Origin of the sequence: Desulfosporosinus metallidurans, from assembly GCF_001936615.1 — a bacterium.
Classification (GTDB): domain Bacteria; phylum Bacillota; class Desulfitobacteriia; order Desulfitobacteriales; family Desulfitobacteriaceae; genus Desulfosporosinus; species Desulfosporosinus metallidurans.
The window spans coordinates 1-22,942 of sequence record NZ_MLBF01000046.1; the positions used below are offsets into that span (position 1 = coordinate 1).

Below are 22,942 nucleotides of genomic sequence, written 5' to 3' on the forward strand. Positions count from 1 at the left end.
TCTCGAACACGATGCTCGAGGTTAGATCACCGCCACGGATGGCTGGGTGTCGAGATGGCAGGGTGTCGGATTTTGCCTTGTCGTCTACCGATTTTACTGTTTCCCCGAACGACAAATATTACTATACCACGACTATAGGATCCCAATCAACTACACTTTGAGGCTATTATACTATTTTATACTTATTAAACTTAATTATTCTCCCCTTAACTCCTTTTATCTCATAAAAACATAATATCCATTTGGAAAAAACTTGTTCCCAATATGAATTCCCACTCTTAACCCTTAAACAAGTAAAGAGGTACCCTTTGGCACCCCAAAACTTATACTTTCTGATTATAGGACAAAAGCTGATCCAAAATTATTGAATCAGCCTTTGAACAATAAATCTTCTCTAAAGTAACTCTTCAACCTCTTCATCTTGAACGCTTTCGTCTCGAGGACGCATCGTTGGGAAGAGGATAACATCACGAATTGACGCACAATCCGTTAAGAACATAACCAAGCGATCGATACCGATTCCTAATCCACCCGTCGGCGGCAGACCATACTCCAAGGCTTGGACAAAATCTTCATCCATGATATGCGCTTCATCATCTCCTTTAGCCCGTTCAGCCGCCTGTGCTTCAAAACGCTGCCTCTGATCAATGGGGTCATTTAACTCAGAAAAGGCATTAGCAAGCTCACGCCCAAATATAAACGCTTCAAACCGATCCGTATATTCTGGGTGCTCGGCGTTACGTTTAGCCAACGGAGAAATTTCTACAGGATGTCCAGTTATAAAAGTAGGTTGGATCAAATTAGGTTCAACAAACTCTTCGAAAAACTCATTAATAATTTTGCCGCGGGACGCATCCTCTGCGACATGAAGGCCTTTTTCTTGAGCAACTTGACGTGCCTGTTCATCCGTTAATACGTGCCGGAAGTCTACTCCGGAATACTCCAGAATCCCGTCCAACATTGGAAGCCGTTGCCAAGGAGTTTTGAATTGAAGAGGTTGTCCCTGATACGTAATCTCCATGGTGCCGTGTATTTTTTGTACTATCTGGGCGATCATCTCTTCTGTCAATTCCATGATATCTTCAACATTCGCATACGCTTGATAGAGCTCCATCATGGTGAACTCCGGATTATGTTTGATTGAAATTCCCTCGTTTCGGAAGGTCCGACCGATTTCAAATACCTTCTCAAATCCCCCGACAATAAGGCGTTTTAAGGGCAGTTCGAGAGCAATCCGCAAATATAGATCGATATCAAGGGTATTGTGATGCGTGCTAAACGGGCGTGCCGCCGCTCCGCCTGGAATCGTATGAAGCGTCGGCGTCTCTACTTCAAGGAATTCCCTTTCCTCGAGAAACTCCCGCATGTACCGAATAATTTTGCTTCGTGTCACAAACACTTGGCGAACATCCGGATTCATAACCAAATCCAAATACCTTTGCCGATAACGTGTTTCCACATTCGTCAGACCATGGAACTTTTCGGGCAGCGGGCGCATCGCCTTAGAAAGTAATTTCACATTAAGAGCATGAATGGATACTTCTCCTCGCTTTGTTCGGAAAACCTTCCCTTCTACCCCAATAATATCTCCCACGTCGAATTTTGTAATTAAATCGAACAGGGTCTGACCTAATTCATCCATTCGAATATAAATCTGGATTCGCCCACTAAAATCTTGGATGTGCGTAAAAATAACTTTTCCCTGATCGCGCTTGCTCATAATCCGGCCAGCAACACTAACTACCTGACCTTCCAACTCTTCAAACCGCTCCAGAATATCAAGTGCTTTATGTGTACGCACATAGCGATCAGCATAGGGTTCAATACCGGCTTGGCGAAGCAGCTCTAGTTTTTCTAACCGAATTCGCCAGAGGTCGTTGGGATTATCCATTTGTTAATTCCTCCATTTTGCGTTCTATCTTATCAATTTTACCAAACTTTGACGCCACTAAACAAGGAAAATCAAAAATAATCAATAAACAAAGTGCAGCATCTATACGAGGTTAACCCCATTACAGAAACACTGCACTCAAATAAACTTATTTTCTAATACCTAATTCATCCGATAACTCGATAATTATCTATGAATTTCATGGTTCTATTTAATATCTAGAATTTGATAGTGTAAAATACCTGCGGGAACATTGACTTCTACAATCGACCCTTTGGTCTGACCTAAGACTGCTTTTCCGACTGGTGATTCATTGGAAATTTTATTCGTACCTGGATCCGCCTCAGCCGAACCCACGATAAAGTATTCTTCCTCATCCCCAAAGTCAACATCTTTTAGACGAACTTTAGCGCCTAATGCCACAACATCTGTTCCTTCGACTTCATCAATTACTCGAGCGTTCCTAAGCATTTTCTCAAGAGTAATAATTCGGCCTTCGATAAAGGCCTGATCGTTCTTCGCGTCATCGTACTCGGAGTTTTCGCTAATATCTCCAAAGTCAATGGCTTGCTTAATACGTGAAGCAACTTCCCGCCGCTTTACTGTTTTAGACAGTTCTAACTCTTCTTCAAGTTTCTTGAGGCCTTCTAAAGTTAGAATGACTTCTTTTTCAGCCATAGTTTTCTCGCTCCCTTTTCTCGTCCTACGCATTGCGCATCTAGTTGCCGCGCACCTTTCTAAAGGCCTTGTATGCGTACTCCCTTTAAATCTAGGAACTCCTTGAAAGATTCCACAATTACATTACTCGTTATTATAAGGACCTTGCAAAATATTGTCAAGGATACTACTTTTCCTCTAAACGAGTAATGCTATCATATCTTCTCTCTTTTCGACATAATCTATGCTTCGGCTTGCAGGATTCGACTGAAGACCGCACGCATTTCATCATGGGATCTCGTTTGCATGATTTCGTCTCTAAGTTGGGCTGCTTTCCTAACCCCTTTAATATACCACACCGCGTGTTTCCGCATTTCATTGAGGCCTATACGTTCACCCTTATAGCGCAACACGCGGTCGAAATGTTGCATTGCAACTAAGATGCGTTCTTCAATTAGCGGTTCAGGTAATAATGTGCCATACCTTAAAAAATGCTGGGTGCGCGGAATGAGCCATGGGTTTCCAAGTGCACCTCGTCCGATCATGACCCCGTCACATCCCGTATGCTCGATCATTCTCCCAGCATCTTCAGGGTTAGAAACATCGCCGTTTCCAATGACAGGAATACTTACTTCTTGCTTAACTCGTCGAATCCAATCCCAATCAGCATGACCGGAGTAAAATTGTTCCCGAGTTCGGGCATGAACTGTTAGCATTTGGACCCCTACAGACTCAAGGAGCTTCGCCAGTTCGATAGCCACAATTTTATCGTCGTTCCAGCCAAGGCGCATTTTTACCGTCACGGGTACCTTAACAGCACGCACAACAGCTGAAGCAATAGCTTGTGCACGAGGAAGATCCTTTAGCAGAGCCGAGCCCTCATCATTCTTAACAATTTTTAGTGCTGGGCATCCCATATTAATATCAATAACATTGGCCCCGCATTCTAAGGCCAATAACGCAGCACGAGCCATTGTCTCAGGGTCTGAACCAAAAAGCTGAACAATCCGCGGTTGGGCCTCTCCACTCAAATCCAGCATATTCAAGGTCCTTGAATTTCGATAGTTCAACGCTTTATCACTGATCATTTCGGTCCAAACATACTTCCCACCGACCGCACGGACCGTTTCCCGGAATGCCTTATCCGTCACCCCTGCCAATGGCGCCAAAAATACTGGAACCTCAAGTTCATACTGTCCTAATTTCATCTCAAATCCTCTTATTAACTATTTCCGGTTACGTTCATAAATCAACAAAAGTCCCTCAAGGGTTAAAAACGGATCTACGGTCTCGATCATAGTTGATTCCTGAGAGATCAATTTAGCTAAACCACCCGTGGCAATTACTTTAGTTTCTGCTCCCATTTCTTCTTTCATACGCTTAACAATACCGTCAACTTGGCCCGTGAATCCATAGTAAATTCCGGATTGCATTCCTGCTACAGTATTCTTCGCGATCACCGACGAAGGCTTAACCACCTCAATACGAGGCAACTTTGACGCCCTCTGAAATAAAGCTTCTGTCGAGATCCCGATTCCAGGAGCAATCGCCCCACCTAAGTATTCTCCACGTTCCGAAACCACACAGAACGTCGTAGCCGTCCCAAAATCCACAATGACGAGCGGTCCTCCATATTTAGAATATGCAGCGACGGCATTTACAATTCGGTCAGCCCCAACCTCTCTAGGATTATCATAGATAATAGGCATTCCAGTTTTAACGCCAGGCCCCACAACAAGAGGTTCTACGCCAAAGTACTTTCGGGCAAGCGCTTCCAACGTTGGCATTACCGGAGGAACTACCGAGGAAATAACGACTGCACTAATTTTTTGAAACGTTAAGCCACTAAAATCAAATAAATTTTTAATGACAACTGCATATTCATCCACAGTTCGAGACTTATCCGTGGACACTCTCCAATGATGGGTTAGCGTCCTCTCATCATAAACCCCCAACACAATGTTTGTGTTGCCCACATCAAATAATAGAATCATAAAAATTAACGCTCCTTCTGGCTAAGTAAGCGACCCTTTAGGAGGCTTGACGCCGGCGAACCACTTCCTGTCCGACCCAGACGGCAATCCCGGCCTTAATGAGATCCCCCAAAATAAAGGGAACAAAACCGATCATCATAACACCGGCGACACTTGTCGGGCGGTGCAAAACCCAGTACAAGATCATATAGAGATAGCTTAACCCAAAGAGATACAAGGTGACAAGCCCAGCAAGTACGCCAACAATCGCTCGCCATAAGCAGCCTTCGCGATACACTTTCCCCACAACATAAGCGGCGGCCACATTGCCGAGAAGAAATCCAAAAGTAGGCTTTAAGATATAGCCTAATCCTCCAAACGGGGCGGAGGAAAAAACCGGCAGACCAAAGAGGCCCAAAACCAAATACACCACCATTGCCATAGCTGCATACTCTGCTCCAAGAATAATACCGGAAATTAAAACTAAAACAGGCAAAATACTAAAAGGAACCAACGCCGGTGAAACCCAATGAACTAACATCCCTGCCAAACACATCAGTGCTGCCATAACAGCTGTCATGGCCAACTTCCTTGTTTTCATTACAGATCCCCCTTCTATTGTAAACTCTTTTACATGTTTAAAGTTTACAATAGAACCTAGCAACTTACAACAACTGTCCATTAAGTATACAAAAACCTTTTCCTTGAATGGAAATCCATTTAACCATACCAATTAAGATAACTTAAAAATACTTACCCTCTTTAGAACGAAGTTGGACTTCTCCTGCCGTAAAAATCTTTTCTCCATCCTCCGTCTCAAGAATTAGTTCTCCATCAATCGAGATTCCCTTAAAAATTCCCTGAAATACCTGCTCTCCCCGTAGGATTCTTACTTCTTCTCCCAAACCGAGGGCCCTTTCCGACCAATTTGACCTTAGCTCCTCAAACGCCTTCTTTTCAAGGGATATTACTTGATTTTCTAAATGCTTCAAAATTCCAGCTGCCAAAACGTTGAGGTTTACTTCATACCCTAGAATTTCATGAAGAGTCGTTGCGTTCAATGAAGTATTTAATTGTTCACGGGGAAAATTCGCATTTATCCCTATACCTAGAATCAACGTTTGAACGGCATTCCACTCTCCCACGACTTCTCCGAGAATTCCTGCGATCTTTTGTCCGTTAAAAATAAGATCATTCGGCCACTTGATCCCGATACTCAGCTGGAAGAGTTCCCTCAAGGCGTCGACAATTGCTACACTCGCAGCGAGAGTTAATTTTGAAGCATCTGCCAAGGACAAATTAGGCCGGAGCAGTACGGACATCCAAAGTCCACCCCTTGGAGATTCCCACTGTCGCTGCAGCCGACCTCGTCCCGCGCTCTGATGCTTTGCTAAGACAATTTGACCATGAACTCCTCCCTGTCGGGCAAGCTCCTTAGACCGTGCATTTGTGGATACCAATTCGTCTTCAAGATCGATCGCGTATCCCAAGGAAGTTGTGGTTAACGCCTGTTTAAGAGCCCACTCATTTAAGGAAAGAGGAGTTCCCATTAAACGGTAACCATTCTTCGTCTGGCCCTCAATCTCAAACCCTTCTTCCTTTAGAACCTTAATCTGTTTCCAGATAGCAGCCCGAGTGACATGCAATTGTTGACTAATCCTTTCACCAGACACATAGTCCTCGGAGTTCGCGGCGAGGATATTAAGGATTTCATGACTTACCATTTAGATTCCTCTTTCCCAACGTTTCCTCGTCGAAAAAAGTTCTTCGTTACGTTTGTAGTCCATGAACTTCTTCTGAAGAAATTTTTGTAGGTCGGTTTTCCTGATCCACAAAGATAATTTCAGGGATAAACTTATGAGCCTCTTCATCCGTTATCACAGCATACGAAATAATGATGACTTGGTCCCCGACTTGCACCTGACGGGCGGCTGCGCCATTCAGGCAAATTACCCCAGAGTTTCTTTCTCCGGGAATAACATAAGTCTCAAACCTTGACCCATTGTTATTGTTTACAATCTGGACTTTCTCATTCGTCAAGATATCCGCGGCTTCCATGAGCGCTGTGTCAATCGTAATGCTTCCCACATATTGGAGATTGGCCTCTGTCACAGTCGCCCTATGGATTTTAGATTTCATCATCGTTCTAAACACGGGCTTCAGCCTCCACCACTTTGTTATCAATTAATCGGGTTGAACCGAATCGCACCGCTAGGGCAATGAGCACTGGGCCCTCTATATCGGATACTTCAGATAAGCCTTCCGCATCCCGGACTTCGACATAGTCAATTACGCCATGGCTCTCACGGGTAATTCTTTCCCGAATGCGAGTTTCGATCTCCCGTGCCGATCGTTCTCCAGCTTGTATACTCCTTTCCGCCTCGTTAAGACTCTGAGACAGAATCACAGCTTCCCGACGTTGTTCTGGAGTTAAAAACACATTGCGCGAGCTTAACGCCAGCCCATCCTCTTCTCGCACAATTGGGACAGCGCAGATCTCAATCGGGAGATTTAGATCGCTCGCCATCCGTCGAATAATCAGATATTGCTGATAATCCTTTTGCCCAAAAAAGGCCAAATCGGGTTGAACAATATGAAACAACTTGCTTACAACCGTCGCTACTCCACGAAAATGTCCGGGTCGAGCGGCTCCACAAAGCATCGAATCCAACTGACCCACTTCAACATAAGTGACCATGGGGCGAGGATACATTTCCTCAGTTGTTGGATGAAAGAGTACATCAACCCCCTCCTCTTCCAGCAAACGGGCATCACGCTCTAAATCCCTAGGATAACGCGAATAGTCTTCATTGGGGCCAAATTGTAGTGGATTAACGAAGATACTGACCACAACGAAAGCTCCACTCTTTTTAGCTTGCTCAATTAAGGTCAGATGCCCCCGATGCAAATATCCCATGGTAGGGACGAGGGCAATAACCCGTTCTCGGCCTTTTTCTTGTGCCACCATTGCACGCAATTCAGGAATGTGGGAAGTTCTCTTCACGTCGATCTCCACCTTTCTTTTATACCTGCCTCGTTTTATTCAAATGCCAATTATCATGGTTTAGTGAAAGCCTTCGCTACCGCGAACAGTAACTACGATTTTGCGAGTAATGATTTCATAAGATTTAACTCCTCTGACGAATAGGTTAACCCCTGCTGAGCTTTCTTGTTGACTCCCAACTCTAATGCTTTCAATCCTAAGGCCTGATAAATCTCCACAAGTTTAGAGGGCATATGGTCTAAGTGGCCTTGAACGACCTGAGCATCCCCACGCGCTATTGGCCCAGTCAATGCTTGGGGAAGCCCCACCTGTTCCAAATTATAAAGTGTCCCTCTCATCAGAGGCAATAAGGAGGCCAGTGCTTCTTCCCCTTTAATTCCTGCTTCCCCAAAAAGATCCACAGCCAACGAAGCAAGAACCACCAAATAATTAGAGGCCACCACGGCACCCGCATGATAGAGTGACTTCTGGGCTGCCAAGATATGATGGGGAATCCCGCCTAAATCCTCAACAATCTTTTCTCCCAGTTCCTCATCGTCCCCTTCGATCCCGAAGTGCGTTCCCGCAAGAATAGCTAAAGCCTTCTCTACACTCGCAAACGCTTGAAGAGGATGCAATGATAAACACCGTACAGACAAGTTCTCCTGAACCCGTAAAACATCTGAAGGAAGTGAACCTGAACAGTGGATCCATACTTGTCCCGGTTTTAAAAGGCCGTTTGCGCTTAGATTCTCTGCCACCGTTCGAATCATACCGTCCTGTGTCGTAATAAATAAACAATCAACATTAGGAATAAGCGCGTCTAAAGTGAGATGGTCTTTATTCAAATAACAGCGAAACCGCTCATACGAGAGACGGCTTCGAGTATGTACACCTATGCACTCATGCCCCGCTTCTTCTAAGCGTACAGCTAAGGCCGTACCTACGATTCCTGCTCCGATAATCCCAAATTTCATCTCGCACCTCCTCATTACCGAAAATACTCATTATCGCAAATGCGCTTGCGTGTCCACTTAACAAAAAATACCTTCACTGAGAGTGAAGGTATTTCATTCTTACCCTCCGTCTCGGTCATCTAGATCCAAGCGGTTATTATTCCAGTATTCATTTAGGGTCTTTTCGATTTTTCTATCCGCTCGGTCTTTCGAATCCTAATCCGTATAAATCAGTCAGCCACCCAAGACAGTACAACTCTTCCGATATCGTCTGTTAACTTGAGTTTTCTTGCTTTGTTCTTAGACTTTAAGAGGGCGAACTTTCCCTTCTCCAGATACCTCTTCAATCGATCTTCCCGATGGCAACACGAGTTTCGGGGCGATCTCTCGCAAAGGTACAAGCACAAAGGCCCGATTTTCCAGATAAGGATGAGGCAACGTTAATTCTTCCGACTTACTTACTCTATTATCATAAATAAGGAGATCAATGTCAATTGTCCTAGCGCCCCAATGTTCTTTGCGTTCTCGCCCGAGTCGAAGTTCAATCTCCTGACAAACATGTAGCAGGTCCAAGGGTTCAAGAGTTGTTTCGACTTCAATGACCTGATTCCAGTACAAGGGTTGGTCTAGTATACCCCAAGGCTCTGTTTCGTAAATCCTCGACGTGGTACGAATCATTATCGTTGAGCTTGCCAAGGCTGAAATCGCCGCTCCAAGATAGTAGGCGCGATCTCCCAGATTACTCCCCAAACCTAAAAATGCCCTCATGCTCTCTCTCCTGCCTCACGCCAAATCTCCACCGATACATCTCGGAAAATCCCAGGAATCGGTGCCTGCGGTTTATGCACCTCGACCCGTACAGACGTGCAGGAAAATTGCCCTATAACTCGTTGCGCAATATCTTCTGCTAATCGTTCTATTAATTGATGTCTATCGCTAATAACACAAGCCTCAATAACCTGGTAAACCTCTCCGTAATGGATCGTATCCCCCACTTGGTCCGAAGAACCAGCCAGGCGCAGATCGCAAAAAAGATCCATATCAATCAGAAATTTCTGGCCTAAGACTTGTTCTTCTGGCATTACCCCATGGTAAGCATAAAATTCCAGACCCCGTAGGTGAATGACATCATGCCCCGACATAATGAATTCCTCTCTGTCCCCGCACAATGGCATCTGCCATTTGAACTGCCCTGCGATTTGCCTGTACATCATGGACACGAATTATATCCATCCCGGCAACAACCCCTAGAACACTGGTCGCCAGTGTCGCCTCTAAACGTTCATCGACCGCAAGGTTCAAGGTCTTTCCAATCATAGATTTACGTGATGTTCCTAAGAGCACAGGATGTCCAAGCGTCTTAAATTCAGCCAATCGAGCCATGACCTCAAGATTCTGCTCCGTTGTTTTCCCGAACCCGATTCCTGGATCTAGTATAATTTGATCTCCAGATAATCCATGAGCCTCCGCCCGTTCAATGCTTCGCCTCAAAAAGTCAAATATATCCCCCATGAGATGATGGTAGTTCGTTCCATCCTGATTATGCATGACGATCACAGGTGCCTGGTGCTCTCCAACCACCCTTGCCATATCCGGATCTTTCTGCAATCCCCAAATGTCGTTAATGATGTGGGCCCCCGCTTCGAGAGCTTTTGCCGCAACGCTAGCCTTATAGGTATCGATCGAGACGGGTACCTCCACAAGCTCTAAAAGTGCCTTAAGGACTGGTTCTAAACGATGCCATTCTTCTTCGGCACTCACACTCTCATGACTAGGACGTGTTGACTCCGCCCCGAGATCTAAAATGTCCACACCTTCTTCGACCATGCGTTTCGCCTGAGCAATGGCATCATCAATATTAACGTACCTGCCCCCATCGGAGAAAGAATCTGGCGTTACATTCAAAATTCCCATGACTAAGGTGCGTTCCCCAAACTTCAACTCCTTGCCCCGACAATTTAAAATGCGGGTTTTTGGGGGTTCTAGAAACGTGAGCAACTGCTTTAAGTCATGCCCAACCTTCTTAAGCCCAAAGGGTTGGGCTAATACCTTAGTCGCTAGGTGCTCAAGTTGACGAACCGTGCCCAGCAACATAACATCTGTGGCATTGACATTATTGGTAATCACATCCCGATGTACTGCTGCATCCCCGCCAACGGATAGCATCTCCTGTTTCAGAATATGGGCGACTCGTAAAGGGACTTGCTCTAGTTTTATCCCACGTCCTAATCCCTTCCCTGCCATATGTCCAATTCCTCCGGCGTCGGAACCAATCTCTGTCAAACTCATTTTTGCTTCTCTCAAATTATCGAGTGTAACCCACCGCATACCATACGCCTGCATTTTCTCGCCCCTTTAATACATTATCTGTTTCATTTCCATGCTAAATTTGTAACATAAGGTTTGTGCCGTACAATGACGACAATCTCTGGACCAGTCGTCTGCTAAAGCCAACGCTTCTCCCAAAAGAGTCGAGTTATCCGCCTGATGGTTGCGATGTTCACGAATCCCCGTTAAGATGATTTGAATATCCTCCGCGCTAAAGCCAAACTCTTCTAGCATGGGGTGGGCCAGTCTTGCGCTCGCCTCAGCATGATCTTCCCCAGTTTCATATTCCACCCAACGTCCAATATCATGTAGAAAAGCGGCAGCATACACCACCTCTTTCGGAAGGATTCTCTCTCCCTTTTCTAGGATAAACGCATAAGCAATGCGCGCTACATTCAAACCATGCTCAAAGCCATGTTTACAGAAACGACGTTCCTTCTCCAACCTCTCGATTTTCTCCATAGAGCGGATATAATCTTCATGGTCTAATAGCCGGTTGACTCGAGTCATTCCATTATCAATAGCGCCCCACTCCCTACATTTTATCCCGCCAACATAATCATGTGATCTAACGAGACCGAGATTAAGGATTCTCTGGTTTAGCAAACTTAAAGGCATATGCTCCTTTGTAAGATGGAATGTTCAATGTTTTTCTCGTGATGCTTACCGTCAAGCCGTTCTGCTTTAGGCCTGGAGCTTCTAGCTTAGAAAAGTAATCCAAGAGGGTATCTTGATCCCCAATAGCATTCAATTCGTAAGGAATACCTTCCGCACGGTTAACGGGCACTTGGTTAACCAAGATTGTCGAACTTCCACTCAATACAATGGCGGTCGAGCCGACGATCCGTTGACCATTTAAGCTAATTGCCTCAGCATCTGCGAACTTCAAAGTATTAATCATCCTAGCAATATCATCCGTACTGAGTGGAAAGATAACCTTTTTGTTTCGGTCGTCAATGCTGATCTGAATTCCCGGGCCTTCCACCGCCTGCGTCCCTTCCAACATTTGCAGTTGTTTCAGCTGGGCAAGAAGTTGAGGGTCCGTTCCCATCTTTTTCCGGGCCGCATCCAAATTTTCTAGCAAGACGCGATGCTCTTCTTGAAGTTTGGCATTTTGCGCCTGTGAATTCGACAATACTGATTTCATTTGACTCAAACGGTCTGCACTAATTTGTTCTGCTGCCGATACATTCTTTTGGGTTTGAGCCTGAAGAGATATCAGAAAGCCAAGGGCAATGGCCACCATGGTAACAGGCAGAGCTAAGCTTCTTTTCCAACGCTGCATTATGTCCCCTCCTTCACGGGTTCAGCATAATGATAATTTCGCAATTTGCCCGCCGGAATCATCACTTTTTCCTTAATCTCCAGTTTACGTGTAATTCCGTTTTGCTGTTGGAGATCGCCAAGTTTAAACCAACCGTAAAAGTTTAGGGCAGCCGATAAATTATTGGTATCCCCAATGGCTTCAATCACATAAGGAGGCATTTGGCGAGTACCATTAATCTGAATATAAGATCCACCACAGAATACCTCGGTATTTGTCGTCACGCGCTGGCCATTTACGGCAACCGCTTCCGCTCCGCCATTCCATAGTGCGTTATATATTTCGCGAATATATTGTTCATGAATGAGAAAGAGCATCGGATCCTCTTGCTCTTTCGCAGCGCGTTTTGAATCATCCAGCGTAATCCGTACGCCGGGGCCGGAAACCGCAATCACACCAGCATTCATTTGTGCCTCCCGAAGTTGCTGATTGGCCACTGCCGATGCGTTTTGACCTTGCTCGTATTTATTCAATTCCTGCTGGAGCCTCTCGTTATCAGCAGAAATTTGCTGATTTTCTTGTTCCGTTTGTATCAGACTAGGCACAGCCGTTTCTGTAACCGTACTACCCGCGACTCCATGAGCTCTAAGAAGAATTATAAAAAGAAATCCAATCAATATTGAACCAAACCCCAGTAACCATCGTTCCATTTTTTCCAACTGCATATATCACACCTCCATACCCTCGGTTTCTGAAAAGGGACACCCCTGCGGGCGTCCCTTATTGCTTTATTCACTCAACCATTCGTCGCCCGCTTTGGGATAGTCAATCAGTTCTTCAGATTTAAAATAAAGCGAAATTTCTCGTTCTGCACTTGTGACCGAGTCCGAACCATGAATAATATTGCGGCTAATATCCATCCCATACTTCCCCCGGATCGACCCAGGATTCGCATTTGCCGGATTGGTCGCCCCCATCAGCTCGCGAGCTAAGACAACAACATTTTTCCCCTGCCATACCATGGCCACGACCGGAGAAGACATGATGTACATGACAGTCGGTTCAAAGAAACCTTTACCCTGGTGTTCTGCATAATGTGCTTCTGCTAAGGTACGATTCACTTGAATTAACTTCATTCCTGCAAGTTTCAAACCCTTTTTCTCGAAATGTGAAATTATTTCCCCGACTAACCCCCGCTGAACCGCATCGGGCTTCAGCATAATAAATGTCCTTTCCATCTTCACACTCCCTTACTCTATTTTATTCAATTCCTCTTCCACGGTATGACGTGGCAACTCGGCATCGAGTGAACCTTCCGCTGTCTTTTCAAGATTTATAGAACCATCAGTCAATTCTCCAGCATCCGTCGGAACATCAAACTTCGCCATCACTGCAGCAAAGTCCTTGACATCCAGTGTTTCTTTATCCATCAAGGCTTCGGCAATAGCATGTAATTTATCAATGTTTTGCCGAATTAAGTTTTGAGCCTTCTGATAACAGTCATCAATAATGCGGCGGGCTTCTTTGTCAATAGCGTAAGCCACTGCATCACTATAACTACGATCACGGGAAATATCCCTGCCAAGAAAGACCTGCTCTTCTTTGTGCCCAAAGGTGAGTGGTCCCAGTTCCTCGGACATCCCCAACTCTGTAATCATTTTACGAACGATTCCAGTGGCCCGCTCTAAGTCATTTGAAGCACCCGTACTGATTTCATGCAAAACAACAGCCTCCGACACGCGCCCACCCAGTAACATGGTCACTTGGTCGAGCAGTTGGGATTTTGTCATATAGTTGCGATCTTCCTTGGGAAGAAGAAGCGTGTATCCCCCAGCCCTTCCGCGCGGGATAATCGACACCTTGTGTAAGGGATCCGTATTAGTGAGAAGCTCCCCAAGCAACGCATGTCCTGCTTCGTGATAAGACACGAGTTTTCTTTCAAAAGGACTGATTACACGGCTCTTCTTCTCTGGTCCCGCAATCACCCGTTCAATAGAATCCTCCATGGCCTGCTGTCGAATTTCCGTTTCACTCCGCCGAGCGGAGAGAAGTGCTGCTTCATTAATCAAGTTAGCCAGGTCCGCACCAGTAAAACCAGAAGTTCGTCGCGCAATCACCTCAAGATCAACATCTTTTCTGATTGGTTTACCTTTGGCATGGACTTTAAGAATCTCTTCCCGTCCTTTAACATCTGGCACATCAACAACGACCTGCCGGTCAAAACGACCTGGGCGCAAGAGGGCTGGATCAAGCACATCCGCCCGATTCGTAGCCGCTATAATAATAACTCCATCGTTACCATTAAATCCATCCATCTCCACTAGAAGTTGGTTAAGCGTTTGTTCTCGTTCGTCATGTCCACCACCAAGACCAGCACCCCGTTGTCGTCCAACAGCATCGATCTCATCGATAAAGACAATACAAGGGGAACTCTTTTTAGCCTGTTCGAATAAATCACGAACTCGAGAAGCTCCGACCCCGACAAACATTTCCACAAAATCCGAGCCGCTGATACTAAAAAATGGCACGCCTGCTTCACCTGAAACAGCGCGGGCAAGTAACGTTTTACCAGTTCCAGGAGGTCCAAACAAAAGAACTCCGGTGGGGATCTTGGCCCCCAATTCATTAAACTTCTTGGGAAACTTCAGAAATTCAACCACTTCCTGAAGCTCCTCTTTAACCTCGTCAGCACCGGCAACATCTGCAAAAGTTACCTTTTTCTTATCTTCCCCCACAAGGCGTGCCTTACTTTTTCCAAACTGCATTACGCGGTTCCCGCCACCCTGGCTTTGTTGCATCATAAAGAAAAACAAGGCAACGATAACAATAATGGGAAGCATCGTGGTGAATAAGCCGACCCACCAAGGAGACTCAGCTGGCTCCGTTAATTTCAAAGGGAGTCCATGGGCCACTAAATCCGACGTAAGTTGTGGATCACTGGCCAGTCCTATCACTTCGTGCTTCGTGTCATCCTTCATCGTGACCGTATACTTAATGGCATTATTTTCAATAACAGCCGCGACATCTTTAACTTGATCCGCTACAACTGCCCTTTTAAAAGCGTTATAGTCCAGTCCTGTCTCTTTATTAACGGGAGGGGTTGACCATCTAATTAACAAAATCGCCATGAGAATGATAAGCACATAAATAGTTGCGTTCTTAAAGACCTTCAAATATGGTCCTCCTCTCTAGTTGGCAACTGCTTACTAAGAAGCAATTCCCCATATTATACCACGCAGTACTGGGTTTTACAATGAATTCAAATTAGAACCCCAGGCCTGAGACTTTACAATTCCATAAACTTTTTCAGTGTTCTGGCCTGAGCGACAAAGATCACTTTGGCGAACTCCGGGAATCCAGAGCACCTCGTTTTCGCACGCCATCAGGGGGAGTCGATTTCTCAGCATAACTGGGATATTCTCCTCCTGGAAAACCTTCTTAATTGACTTATGCCCCACACCTCGGAACCACATCCTGTCTCCTTGCCGCCGAGTTCGAAACACCATCCGCTCCGAAAACTTCCCTAAGAGATCTTTGCTAAACACTGCAACCCTGTTCTCGCGTTCATCAAAGGACCCGTTCGCTGAGTAATACTCAGATTCTCCCAGCAGTCCAATCTCCATTTTCAGGCTTGTAAATTCGTACCAAACCCCAATGTCCATGGAGATTTCCGAAAAGGGTAGATTTGTTATCTGTTTACCGGATGTCGCTACCACTTTGGACTTTACACTATCAGCATAAGCGCTAAACCAAACCCCTTCTTCCGTAATTTTAACCCTCATTCCAGGCAAATCCTGTGCCCAACCAGCCTTCCCCTGAAAATCCATGATTTTCGCAACATAGTCAAACCCCAAGCCTCGTGGCTCATGGGTGACAAGCATCGCAGCCCTACGCAATAGTCTGGAAAGAATCGCTGCAGGTTCAGTAAAGACATTACGTTTCAAGCCAATCTCATCGTCCGAACCTTCTAGATGGTAGTTCTTCCAGGCCACCTCCACCTGCTGGGTTATATATTCCTCGTCCCAACGCAGAAGTTCTCCAGTTCGACCTAAGGCCTCCTGAATCCGAGGATTATAATCCCTCTCCAATTCAGGTAATAATTCTAGGCGAATTCGGTTGCGAACATAAACTGGTTCTTCGTTCGAACGATCTAAGGCATAGGGCAAAGCTTCTCGCTTACAGTAATTCAAGATATCCGCTTTAGAAAACGTCAGCAAGGGTCGGATGGTCGAGCCTTTCGCGGGATATATTCCAGCTAGGCCAGCAGTTCCACTTCCTCTGAGTAACCGATAAAGAATGGTCTCTGCTTGGTCGCCGAGATGATGGGCTGTTGCCAAAAGAGTGCACCCCTCTTTGCGCATATCCTCTTTCCAACGAGCGTAACGCCATTCCCGAGCGGCCTCTTGAAACGATTGGCCCCTAGCTTTAGCATACGCTTTAGAATCGAAACGATGAATAATGCAAGGAGTCTCCCACTCCGCTGCCATCTTCTGAACCATACGTTCCTCATCATCGGACTCTTTCCGAACTCCGTGATGAACATGCGACAAAACCAAGGAAATCCCTTTTAACCGTTCCTCTCGTACATACCGCCAAAGAATATGACTTAAAGCCATTGAGTCCGGCCCTCCGGATACTGCAACCAAAACTTTAGCGTTTTGGGGAATCAAATGAGGTAATATGTGTGTGTGCAGTCTTTCGTACATGTCTCGCGCCCCCTTTCCGAACTAAACGTAGGGGAACTGTCGCTAAGGCAATCCCAACTGCTATCGCGCCCGCTGCAAACAACGTCTCCGCCCCTGTAGTCAAAGCCCCAATAAAATCCCCTTTGACCAAAGCCAACATCGTCGAGTAAGCTCCCACTCCAGGTACTAGGGGAATAATCCCTGGTACTGCAATAATCAAAACCGGAACCCGGAACATATGGGCTCCTCCTTCCGCCAAAAGCCCAATTCCTACTGATGCCAAAAAGATAGCAGTATTCGTACTTCCCAGAGACCTGAAAATCAACCACCCGATCGTTCCAGCAAAAGCGCCTGGCAATAAGTAACGGACAGGAACATTAAAAACCACTGCAAAGGCGAGCGTAGCAATGAAGGAGACAGCAAGTTCTATCAGCATTATTCTACCTCCATAGCGTTGAAAAACTCATATTCTATACCTTAACATTCTCTCCGCTTAAACACAACGACATACTTAGTCGATCTAGTTAAGCGCCATAAAAAAAAGTACTAAAAAAGGAAAAGCCCCGATTGCTCAGGGCCTCAAAAAATCTTTCATCTGTTAGAAATAGTGCTCGTCTAACTCTAGAATAAGCCGCTAACTTTACCAGTCTTGGTATCAACATCAATTCTTCTATAAGCAGGGTCTGAACTAGTACCAGGCATCAAAGTAATTGTACCCGCCATTGGGCAGAGGAACTTTGCGCCACCATAAACCAAGATGTCACGAATTGGCAATCTCCAGCCAGTGGGTACCCCTTTTAAAGCAGGGTCATGGGATAAACTTAAATGAGTTTTTACCATCATGGTCGAGAAATCAGCATAATACGGATCCGATTCAAATCTCTTAGCCTTAGCTTCTGCTTCTGGAGCCCAATCTACGCCGTCAGCGCCGTAAACTTCTTTAGCGATAAGCTCGACACGCTCGCGGAGAGGCATTTCCAACGGATAGAGGGGTTTGAATTCAGACTTCTCTTTACAAGCATCCATAACGGCATCTGCCAATTCCAAAGCACCATCTCCACCTTCGAGCCAGTGATTGGAGTAAGCACAACGAGCTCCCGCTTCCTTAGCAATTTTCTTAACTAAGTTTATTTCTGCTTCGGTATCCGTATAGAAGCCGTTTACGCAGACAACAGGTACAATTCCGGATTTCTTAACCGTTTTAAGATGATGAAGTAGATTAGCGCACCCTTTTTCCACAAGTTCGAGATTTTCTTGAACATACTCTTCAGGTAGCGGACGACCCGGTACCACAGCAGGTCCGCCTCCGTGCATTTTCAAAGCTCGGATCGTAGCCACGAGAACCGAGACATTCGGTTTCAAGCCGCCCAAACGTGCTTTAACATTCCAGAACTTCTCAAAACCGATATCTGCAGCAAATCCGCTTTCCGTAACATGGTAATCAAACATCTTGAGGCCCAAGCGGTCAGCAATAATTGAAGACTGACCGATCGCAATATTAGCAAACGGACCAGCATGAACCATGACAGGCTGACCCTCAGCAGTATAACAAATCGTCGGGTTAATTGTATTACGCATCCAAGCGGTCATTGCACCGTCGACTTCTAAGTCTTTAGTCGTAACCGGTTCGCCTTTCTTGTTATACGCAACAATAATTTTACCGATCCGTTCTCTCAAGTCAGGAAGATCTTTGGCAATCGCCAGAATAGCCATTAACTCGGAGCCCACTGCAATCCCAAATTTAGATTGCATTTGGAAACCGTCTTTTTTACCGCCAATACCAATGATAATATTTCTCAAACCTTGAGCAGCAAAATCTATGATCCAGCCCATTTCTACATTCTTAGGGTCGATATCCAAGCGCTTCAAACCCCGTTTAGCTAACTCTTCGTCTGTATAGTTAGCCTCGTGCTGCATCCGAGCATTAAGAGCCACCATGGCGAGGTTGTGGGCGTTCATAATATCGTTGATATCCCCGGTTAATCCTAGGGAAAACTCTGTCATCGGTATTAACAGAGCATTACCACCACCTGCGGCTGTCCCCTTAATATTCATCGTTGGGCCACCCGACGGTTGTCGCAAGGCGCCACCTACGTTAACTCCTCTTTTAGCAAGCCCCTCAATCAAACCTAAGGAAGTCGTTGTTTTCCCTTCCCCTAATGGAGTCGGTGTGATAGCTGTAACTTCGATATAGAAGCCATCCGGCTTATCTTTGAGGCGTTCCATCATTTTCAGAAAGTCGACTTTTGGTGTTCTTCCGTAAGGAATTAATTCATCCTTTTTGAGTGACAGTTTTTCTACTAATTCGTCAACAGTAGGCATGTTCTTTTCAGCTTCTTCGGCAATCTGCCAGTCCTTTAGTTTTGTAGCATCCCAAGCCATAATTTAATCCGCTCCCTCAATCAAATTTCTTACTCTTTGAAAACCTGAAACAGAAACCAAAGCCTTTCTCCCCCCAGTTATCACCTAGGTACAAAAAAGAAGTTAAGTCTATCCCCTAGTTCAGCCCAATCAATGTGATTAGTATATCCAAAGAAGTAATTTAACTAATCACCAGGGTTATTTCTAAACTTAACTTTTGAAACGCCTGGTTAAACCGCAAGGCGCAAGGCTGTCTCAATAAAGACATAATTGTTAGATTCGACACATAATTCTGAGTTCCTGCTTGCTTCATAATTTTCATTAGGGCAAGGTCCCGCCAACCCACAAATAAAGCGTCAATACCGCCCCCACTCCTGAGGCGATCGAAAGCGCTACTCCAAATGCTTCCACCCCACGGATCGAGGCCGAAACTAGATCTTCAAATAAGGCATCTCTAACTGACGTTGTAATAGCTAACCCGGGGACAAGCACCATAATTGATCCAACGATTGCCAAATCAAATTCTAACGCTGGCCAAAGCTGCTTTACAGTAAGATTGGCGATGGCAGTGATCACCCCTGCAATTGCCAGTGAAATGAAGTTCAGAACTTCTCTATTCTGCAGAAATTCCATCACAGACAAGACAAGGAAACCAGTAATTCCAGCCACAATGACTGACCCTACGTGGGCCCCTAACAAATAGCTAAACGTTGCACTGCCAATCGCCCCTGCTAAAAGACGAATCCTTGTTGGATATCTTCTTGGCAAGCGTTCCACCTTCAGAAGCTCATTATAGGCCGATTCAACCGTTAAAATTCCTTCCGAGAGCTGCCGCGAAATTCGATTTACCTCAAGGACTTTGGCCAAATTAAATCCACGGTTATGGATTCGAACAACGCGTGTATGGGTTTGTAGTCCCTCGTTTATGGTGCAAAATATCCCTTGCGGAATAGCAAAGACATCTGCAGTTTGTGCGCCGCCTGCTAAGGCCATCCGCACCATGGTCTCTTCGACACGAAATGTTTCTCCACCATTCTCTAAAATCAATTGTCCGGCCAAGAGTACAAGATCAGCAAGATCCTCCATAATAATTATCACTCGTTCCAATAATTTTTTCGAATGACCAATATAATTCCATCATCGTCCAAGGTTCCTTCGCTTAACCGACGTGCTTCCTGAACAATAAGGTCAGTGATTTCTTGAGACTTATTTAGGGGCGTTCTCCCTAATAGATCCCCAATCCAATCCGTACCTTCTTTGAGAACGTCTTGTACCCCATCTGTTAATAATACCAAGGTTTCCCCACTTTGCATTTCCCCTTCAATAATCGGGATATCAATCTGGTTTAAGATACCCGCAGGAAGACTTGACGATGCGAACGATTTCACTCCATCAGGCGTGATCAAATAAGAGGGAGACGCGCCTATTTTAATTAGCTTTATATTTGATGATTCTAAATCGAGAATTGCCATATCAATTGTAACGAAACTTTCTTCGGGGGAACGTAAGACTAAGATAGAGTTCAAGGCCTGAATTGCGCCTTCCGGATCAAAACCTGTGGTCAGTAGTTGCTCAAGGAGGGTTAACGCGGTGGCGCTCATCTTGGCAGCAGTTTCTCCCACTCCCATTCCGTCACTTAAAATAAAGGCATGCTGAGTTGAAGAGAAGGCAATAGAAGCATAATTATCTCCACTCATTCCATTTCCAGTTTTCGTAAAGGTAGCTATACCTACATCAAGAAACTGACGTCGGCGGCGAGCTAAATTCGATGGTTTAACAACTTCCCAGTTATGTTGGGTGTGAAGCTCCTTAGCAAGATTCCCTATGACTTGGGAGACGTTGAGAAACTGGCGAGACAATGCATCTTGATTAAGAACCAAACGACGACGCCAAGTTTCCTGGCTCTTCTCTTGTTCTATGATAAATTGCACGCCCAGTAACATTTCCTTTAGTCGTCCACAATGGCGTTTCCACTCGACAGGTAATGACTGTAACTTTACATCCGCTTGGTTCTCAACCAAACCAAATAGTTCAAAGAAGATATGGTAAGTCTTATAAAATTCTCGGTTCCAGCAGGCCTCCATTGTCGGGCAGGAATGACACACACGCTCGACTAGGACATTCATGAGTTCGGGAACTTCTTGGCGCATCTCGAACGATTCTGACTCAGCTGCCTGATAGCTCAAAGCGATTTGATCAAAGATTTCTGCCAAGGCCTTTACCTTGGAAACCGTAGTTTCCACCTCTGGAATCGCTTTTGGTTTCAAGAAGTCCCTTCGGGGAGTTGCCCCCGGCCACAGAAGAAAGAGGAATAGACCCACTGTGGAAGAAATAAGTTGAGTATAGATGGCCTCTTGTCTTAGGAAAACAGTCAACATCAGCATAACCGCAATGAAAGCAGTTCCAATCCCTATTTTTCCAAGCTGACGAAAGGCGCCTGTACAAAAACCAGCCAAACCGTAAATTCCGGCGTCCATAAGATTTTGGGCATTGATCGTTAATTGAGGCATAAAACCCAATATTGCTCCAACGCCCGCCGCAGTTCCAGCACCATACCGTTCCGATACAAATAAAGTAAAAAAACTCAACAAGACCACGGAAAAATTTATTCCCATTACCTGAACGCCCTCAAGTCCACTAATTACGCCTATCAAGATAAAAAGCCAGGCAATTCCTTGTTCACGTTGGAATTCGCCCCTCCAGATAGCCTCTTGATGATTCAAAGCAAACCAGAAAATGATGGCCCCACTCCCGGCCAAGATACTATGAAAGCCAACTGTGAGTAACACGAAAAGGTCCGGTTTTGCCAAGCTTATTGCCAGAGAAGAAATGAGGGCTACCATTAAACTTGTCAGGATAACTAAAAAAATCCCCTGATGCTTTTTCTTCCGGACTGAGGGCAAAATCACCATCAATGTTGCTAACATTAAGACCACTTGTAAAGCAAAGGACACATCCTTCAAGGAAATTACGCCGATTAAAATACCGAGTAACCCAAAGGAAAATCCGCTTTCGCCCCTCAAGAGCAAAGCTGCACCAAACGCAACCCCGAAAGGATGAAGGCCCAAAATACTGCCCCGCGCCAACAACCCTCCCAAGATCAGTGGAAAAAGCGAACTTTCGATTGATATCCTGCTACGCAGGCCTTGATCTAATTTTAGCGTTGCCCACTCTGCCATAATGTCACCTCTTACCCATATTATGGTAACATTATAGCTCATATTAAGAGCAAACCTTGTCTAGTAAAGTCAATTATGCGCAACAACTTTCGACGCTGTTCCTATAAAAACCCTTTATTCTTTGGCTATAACCCTATGACTCTCTATGATATGTCCGCATTTTCAAAAAACTGTATGTAGAAAAACTCTGAATTCAAGGTAGTTTTTCTTACAGATATAAGAAAAACCGCCCCCGGCGGTTAAATCCTAATATCTGCTTGAACCTCTACCTCCACGTTTAGAATCCGTGGCCCTGCGAAATTCTGTCTGACGCTCATCACTGTCTTTTATAAACTTAGCCAATTTATCCTCAAAGGACACAGTTGGAGGAAGACGGCGTTCACGACCCACATTACGAACAGGGGGGTTTGCTTGTTTAATTGAAAGTCCGATTTTCCCTTTTTCATCAACGTGAATAACTTTTACTTTAACATGATCCTGTTCCTTTAGGTAATCCCGAACATCCTTGACATAGGCATCAGCGACTTCCGAGATATGTACGAGTCCGGTTACTCTATCCGGCAATTCAATAAATGCTCCAAAGTTCGTGATCCCCGTCACGACTCCTTCAACAATACTGCCAACGTCAATGGCCATACGAAGTAAACTCCTCCTTGTGATGATCT

General features: G+C 45.3%; 23 protein-coding genes. All 23 read right to left on the reverse strand.

Translation table 11 applies throughout. The features are described 5' to 3' along the window. Nucleotides 1–394 precede the first annotated feature (394 nt). A complete protein-coding gene (gene lysS / locus DSOL_RS19980; protein WP_075366554.1) occupies nucleotides 395–1,891 on the reverse strand; it encodes a lysine--tRNA ligase in 1,497 nt (498 codons plus the stop codon). Between the two features lie 207 nt (nucleotides 1,892–2,098). Next, nucleotides 2,099–2,569, reverse strand: coding sequence for a transcription elongation factor GreA (gene greA, locus DSOL_RS19985; protein ID WP_075366555.1), 471 nt, complete (start codon nucleotides 2,567–2,569; stop codon nucleotides 2,099–2,101). A gap of 221 nt (nucleotides 2,570–2,790) precedes the next feature. Further along, complete coding sequence (dusB, locus tag DSOL_RS19990) at nucleotides 2,791–3,756, reverse strand: tRNA dihydrouridine synthase DusB (RefSeq protein WP_075366556.1); 966 nt, start codon at nucleotides 3,754–3,756, stop codon at nucleotides 2,791–2,793. 18 nt (nucleotides 3,757–3,774) lie between these two features. After that, nucleotides 3,775–4,542 (reverse strand): type III pantothenate kinase, encoded by a 768-nt coding sequence (locus DSOL_RS19995; protein WP_075366557.1) that lies wholly within the window; start codon nucleotides 4,540–4,542, stop codon nucleotides 3,775–3,777. Nucleotides 4,543–4,579: 37 nt separating this feature from the next. After that, entirely contained in the window at nucleotides 4,580–5,122 is a 543-nt protein-coding gene (locus tag DSOL_RS20000; RefSeq protein ID WP_075366558.1) for a biotin transporter BioY, read from the reverse strand. 142 nt (nucleotides 5,123–5,264) lie between these two features. Further along, nucleotides 5,265–6,245, reverse strand: a complete 981-nt coding sequence (locus DSOL_RS20005) for a biotin--[acetyl-CoA-carboxylase] ligase (protein ID WP_075366559.1) — start codon at nucleotides 6,243–6,245, stop codon at nucleotides 5,265–5,267. A 46-nt stretch (nucleotides 6,246–6,291) separates the two neighbouring features. Next, a complete protein-coding gene (gene panD / locus DSOL_RS20010; RefSeq protein ID WP_075366560.1) occupies nucleotides 6,292–6,675 on the reverse strand; it encodes an aspartate 1-decarboxylase in 384 nt (127 codons plus the stop codon). Next, nucleotides 6,668–7,525 carry a pantoate--beta-alanine ligase gene (gene panC / locus DSOL_RS20015; RefSeq protein ID WP_075366561.1) on the reverse strand — a complete coding sequence of 286 codons (858 nt, stop codon included), beginning with the start codon at nucleotides 7,523–7,525 and terminating at the stop codon, nucleotides 6,668–6,670. Before panC ends, panD begins: the two co-directional genes overlap by 8 nt. A gap of 92 nt (nucleotides 7,526–7,617) precedes the next feature. Then, nucleotides 7,618–8,496, reverse strand: coding sequence for a Rossmann-like and DUF2520 domain-containing protein (locus DSOL_RS20020; protein ID WP_427854438.1), 879 nt, complete (start codon nucleotides 8,494–8,496; stop codon nucleotides 7,618–7,620). A gap of 264 nt (nucleotides 8,497–8,760) precedes the next feature. Next, nucleotides 8,761–9,228 (reverse strand): 2-amino-4-hydroxy-6-hydroxymethyldihydropteridine diphosphokinase, encoded by a 468-nt coding sequence (gene folK / locus DSOL_RS20025; protein ID WP_075366563.1) that lies wholly within the window; start codon nucleotides 9,226–9,228, stop codon nucleotides 8,761–8,763. Then, nucleotides 9,225–9,602 carry a dihydroneopterin aldolase gene (folB, locus tag DSOL_RS20030; protein WP_075366564.1) on the reverse strand — a complete coding sequence of 126 codons (378 nt, stop codon included), beginning with the start codon at nucleotides 9,600–9,602 and terminating at the stop codon, nucleotides 9,225–9,227. The genes folK and folB overlap by 4 nt, the downstream gene beginning before the upstream one ends. Then, the gene (gene folP, locus DSOL_RS20035; RefSeq protein ID WP_075366565.1) at nucleotides 9,589–10,803 is read right to left on the reverse strand and encodes a dihydropteroate synthase; all 1,215 of its coding nucleotides are present in this window, start codon (nucleotides 10,801–10,803) and stop codon (nucleotides 9,589–9,591) included. Before folP ends, folB begins: the two co-directional genes overlap by 14 nt. A 12-nt stretch (nucleotides 10,804–10,815) precedes the next feature. Then, complete coding sequence (locus tag DSOL_RS20040; protein ID WP_075366589.1) at nucleotides 10,816–11,298, reverse strand: HD domain-containing protein; 483 nt, start codon at nucleotides 11,296–11,298, stop codon at nucleotides 10,816–10,818. Between the two features lie 73 nt (nucleotides 11,299–11,371). Next, the gene (locus DSOL_RS20045) at nucleotides 11,372–12,073 is read right to left on the reverse strand and encodes a DUF881 domain-containing protein (protein WP_075366566.1); all 702 of its coding nucleotides are present in this window, start codon (nucleotides 12,071–12,073) and stop codon (nucleotides 11,372–11,374) included. Beyond that, complete coding sequence (locus DSOL_RS20050; protein ID WP_075366567.1) at nucleotides 12,073–12,777, reverse strand: DUF881 domain-containing protein; 705 nt, start codon at nucleotides 12,775–12,777, stop codon at nucleotides 12,073–12,075. Before DSOL_RS20050 ends, DSOL_RS20045 begins: the two co-directional genes overlap by 1 nt. Before the next feature lie 63 nt (nucleotides 12,778–12,840). Further along, nucleotides 12,841–13,290, reverse strand: coding sequence for a nucleoside-diphosphate kinase (gene ndk, locus DSOL_RS20055; RefSeq protein ID WP_075366568.1), 450 nt, complete (start codon nucleotides 13,288–13,290; stop codon nucleotides 12,841–12,843). 12 nt (nucleotides 13,291–13,302) lie between these two features. Continuing rightward, nucleotides 13,303–15,225: an ATP-dependent zinc metalloprotease FtsH gene (gene ftsH, locus DSOL_RS20060; protein WP_075366569.1), complete on the reverse strand. Its 1,923-nt coding sequence runs from the start codon at nucleotides 15,223–15,225 to the stop codon at nucleotides 13,303–13,305. Nucleotides 15,226–15,300: 75 nt separating this feature from the next. Beyond that, a complete protein-coding gene (tilS, locus tag DSOL_RS20065) occupies nucleotides 15,301–16,758 on the reverse strand; it encodes a tRNA lysidine(34) synthetase TilS (RefSeq protein WP_075366570.1) in 1,458 nt (485 codons plus the stop codon). After that, nucleotides 16,703–17,173, reverse strand: a complete 471-nt coding sequence (locus DSOL_RS20070) for a threonine/serine exporter family protein (protein ID WP_075366571.1) — start codon at nucleotides 17,171–17,173, stop codon at nucleotides 16,703–16,705. Before DSOL_RS20070 ends, tilS begins: the two co-directional genes overlap by 56 nt. Before the next feature lie 185 nt (nucleotides 17,174–17,358). Beyond that, on the reverse strand, nucleotides 17,359–19,119 hold the full coding sequence (locus DSOL_RS20075; protein WP_075366572.1) for a formate--tetrahydrofolate ligase: 1,761 nt from the start codon (nucleotides 19,117–19,119) through the stop codon (nucleotides 17,359–17,361). A 300-nt stretch (nucleotides 19,120–19,419) separates the two neighbouring features. Next, the gene (locus tag DSOL_RS20080) at nucleotides 19,420–20,184 is read right to left on the reverse strand and encodes a threonine/serine exporter family protein (RefSeq protein ID WP_075366573.1); all 765 of its coding nucleotides are present in this window, start codon (nucleotides 20,182–20,184) and stop codon (nucleotides 19,420–19,422) included. Between the two features lie 8 nt (nucleotides 20,185–20,192). After that, nucleotides 20,193–22,277: a SpoIIE family protein phosphatase gene (locus DSOL_RS20085; protein ID WP_075366574.1), complete on the reverse strand. Its 2,085-nt coding sequence runs from the start codon at nucleotides 22,275–22,277 to the stop codon at nucleotides 20,193–20,195. A 246-nt stretch (nucleotides 22,278–22,523) separates the two neighbouring features. After that, nucleotides 22,524–22,913 carry a S1 RNA-binding domain-containing protein gene (locus tag DSOL_RS20090; protein WP_075366575.1) on the reverse strand — a complete coding sequence of 130 codons (390 nt, stop codon included), beginning with the start codon at nucleotides 22,911–22,913 and terminating at the stop codon, nucleotides 22,524–22,526. Nucleotides 22,914–22,942 lie beyond the last annotated feature (29 nt).

Coding starts and splice junctions, on each gene's coding strand:
- lysS (WP_075366554.1), bottom strand. CDS start 1,891: ATGGATAATCCCAACGACCTCTGGCGAATTCGGTTAGAAAAACTAGAG.
- greA (WP_075366555.1), bottom strand. CDS start 2,569: ATGGCTGAAAAAGAAGTCATTCTAACTTTAGAAGGCCTCAAGAAACTT.
- dusB (WP_075366556.1), bottom strand. CDS start 3,756: ATGAAATTAGGACAGTATGAACTTGAGGTTCCAGTATTTTTGGCGCCA.
- DSOL_RS19995 (WP_075366557.1), bottom strand. CDS start 4,542: ATGATTCTATTATTTGATGTGGGCAACACAAACATTGTGTTGGGGGTT.
- DSOL_RS20000 (WP_075366558.1), bottom strand. CDS start 5,122: ATGAAAACAAGGAAGTTGGCCATGACAGCTGTTATGGCAGCACTGATG.
- DSOL_RS20005 (WP_075366559.1), bottom strand. CDS start 6,245: ATGGTAAGTCATGAAATCCTTAATATCCTCGCCGCGAACTCCGAGGAC.
- DSOL_RS20020 (WP_427854438.1), bottom strand. CDS start 8,496: ATGAGGAGGTGCGAGATGAAATTTGGGATTATCGGAGCAGGAATCGTA.
- folK (WP_075366563.1), bottom strand. CDS start 9,228: ATGAGGGCATTTTTAGGTTTGGGGAGTAATCTGGGAGATCGCGCCTAC.
- folB (WP_075366564.1), bottom strand. CDS start 9,602: ATGTCGGGGCATGATGTCATTCACCTACGGGGTCTGGAATTTTATGCT.
- folP (WP_075366565.1), bottom strand. CDS start 10,803: ATGCAGGCGTATGGTATGCGGTGGGTTACACTCGATAATTTGAGAGAA.
- DSOL_RS20040 (WP_075366589.1), bottom strand. CDS start 11,298: ATGACTCGAGTCAACCGGCTATTAGACCATGAAGATTATATCCGCTCT.
- DSOL_RS20045 (WP_075366566.1), bottom strand. CDS start 12,073: ATGCAGCGTTGGAAAAGAAGCTTAGCTCTGCCTGTTACCATGGTGGCC.
- DSOL_RS20050 (WP_075366567.1), bottom strand. CDS start 12,777: ATGCAGTTGGAAAAAATGGAACGATGGTTACTGGGGTTTGGTTCAATA.
- ndk (WP_075366568.1), bottom strand. CDS start 13,290: ATGGAAAGGACATTTATTATGCTGAAGCCCGATGCGGTTCAGCGGGGG.
- tilS (WP_075366570.1), bottom strand. CDS start 16,758: ATGTACGAAAGACTGCACACACACATATTACCTCATTTGATTCCCCAA.
- DSOL_RS20070 (WP_075366571.1), bottom strand. CDS start 17,173: ATGCTGATAGAACTTGCTGTCTCCTTCATTGCTACGCTCGCCTTTGCA.
- DSOL_RS20075 (WP_075366572.1), bottom strand. CDS start 19,119: ATGGCTTGGGATGCTACAAAACTAAAGGACTGGCAGATTGCCGAAGAA.
- DSOL_RS20080 (WP_075366573.1), bottom strand. CDS start 20,184: ATGGAGGATCTTGCTGATCTTGTACTCTTGGCCGGACAATTGATTTTA.
- DSOL_RS20085 (WP_075366574.1), bottom strand. CDS start 22,277: ATGGCAGAGTGGGCAACGCTAAAATTAGATCAAGGCCTGCGTAGCAGG.
- DSOL_RS20090 (WP_075366575.1), bottom strand. CDS start 22,913: ATGGCCATTGACGTTGGCAGTATTGTTGAAGGAGTCGTGACGGGGATC.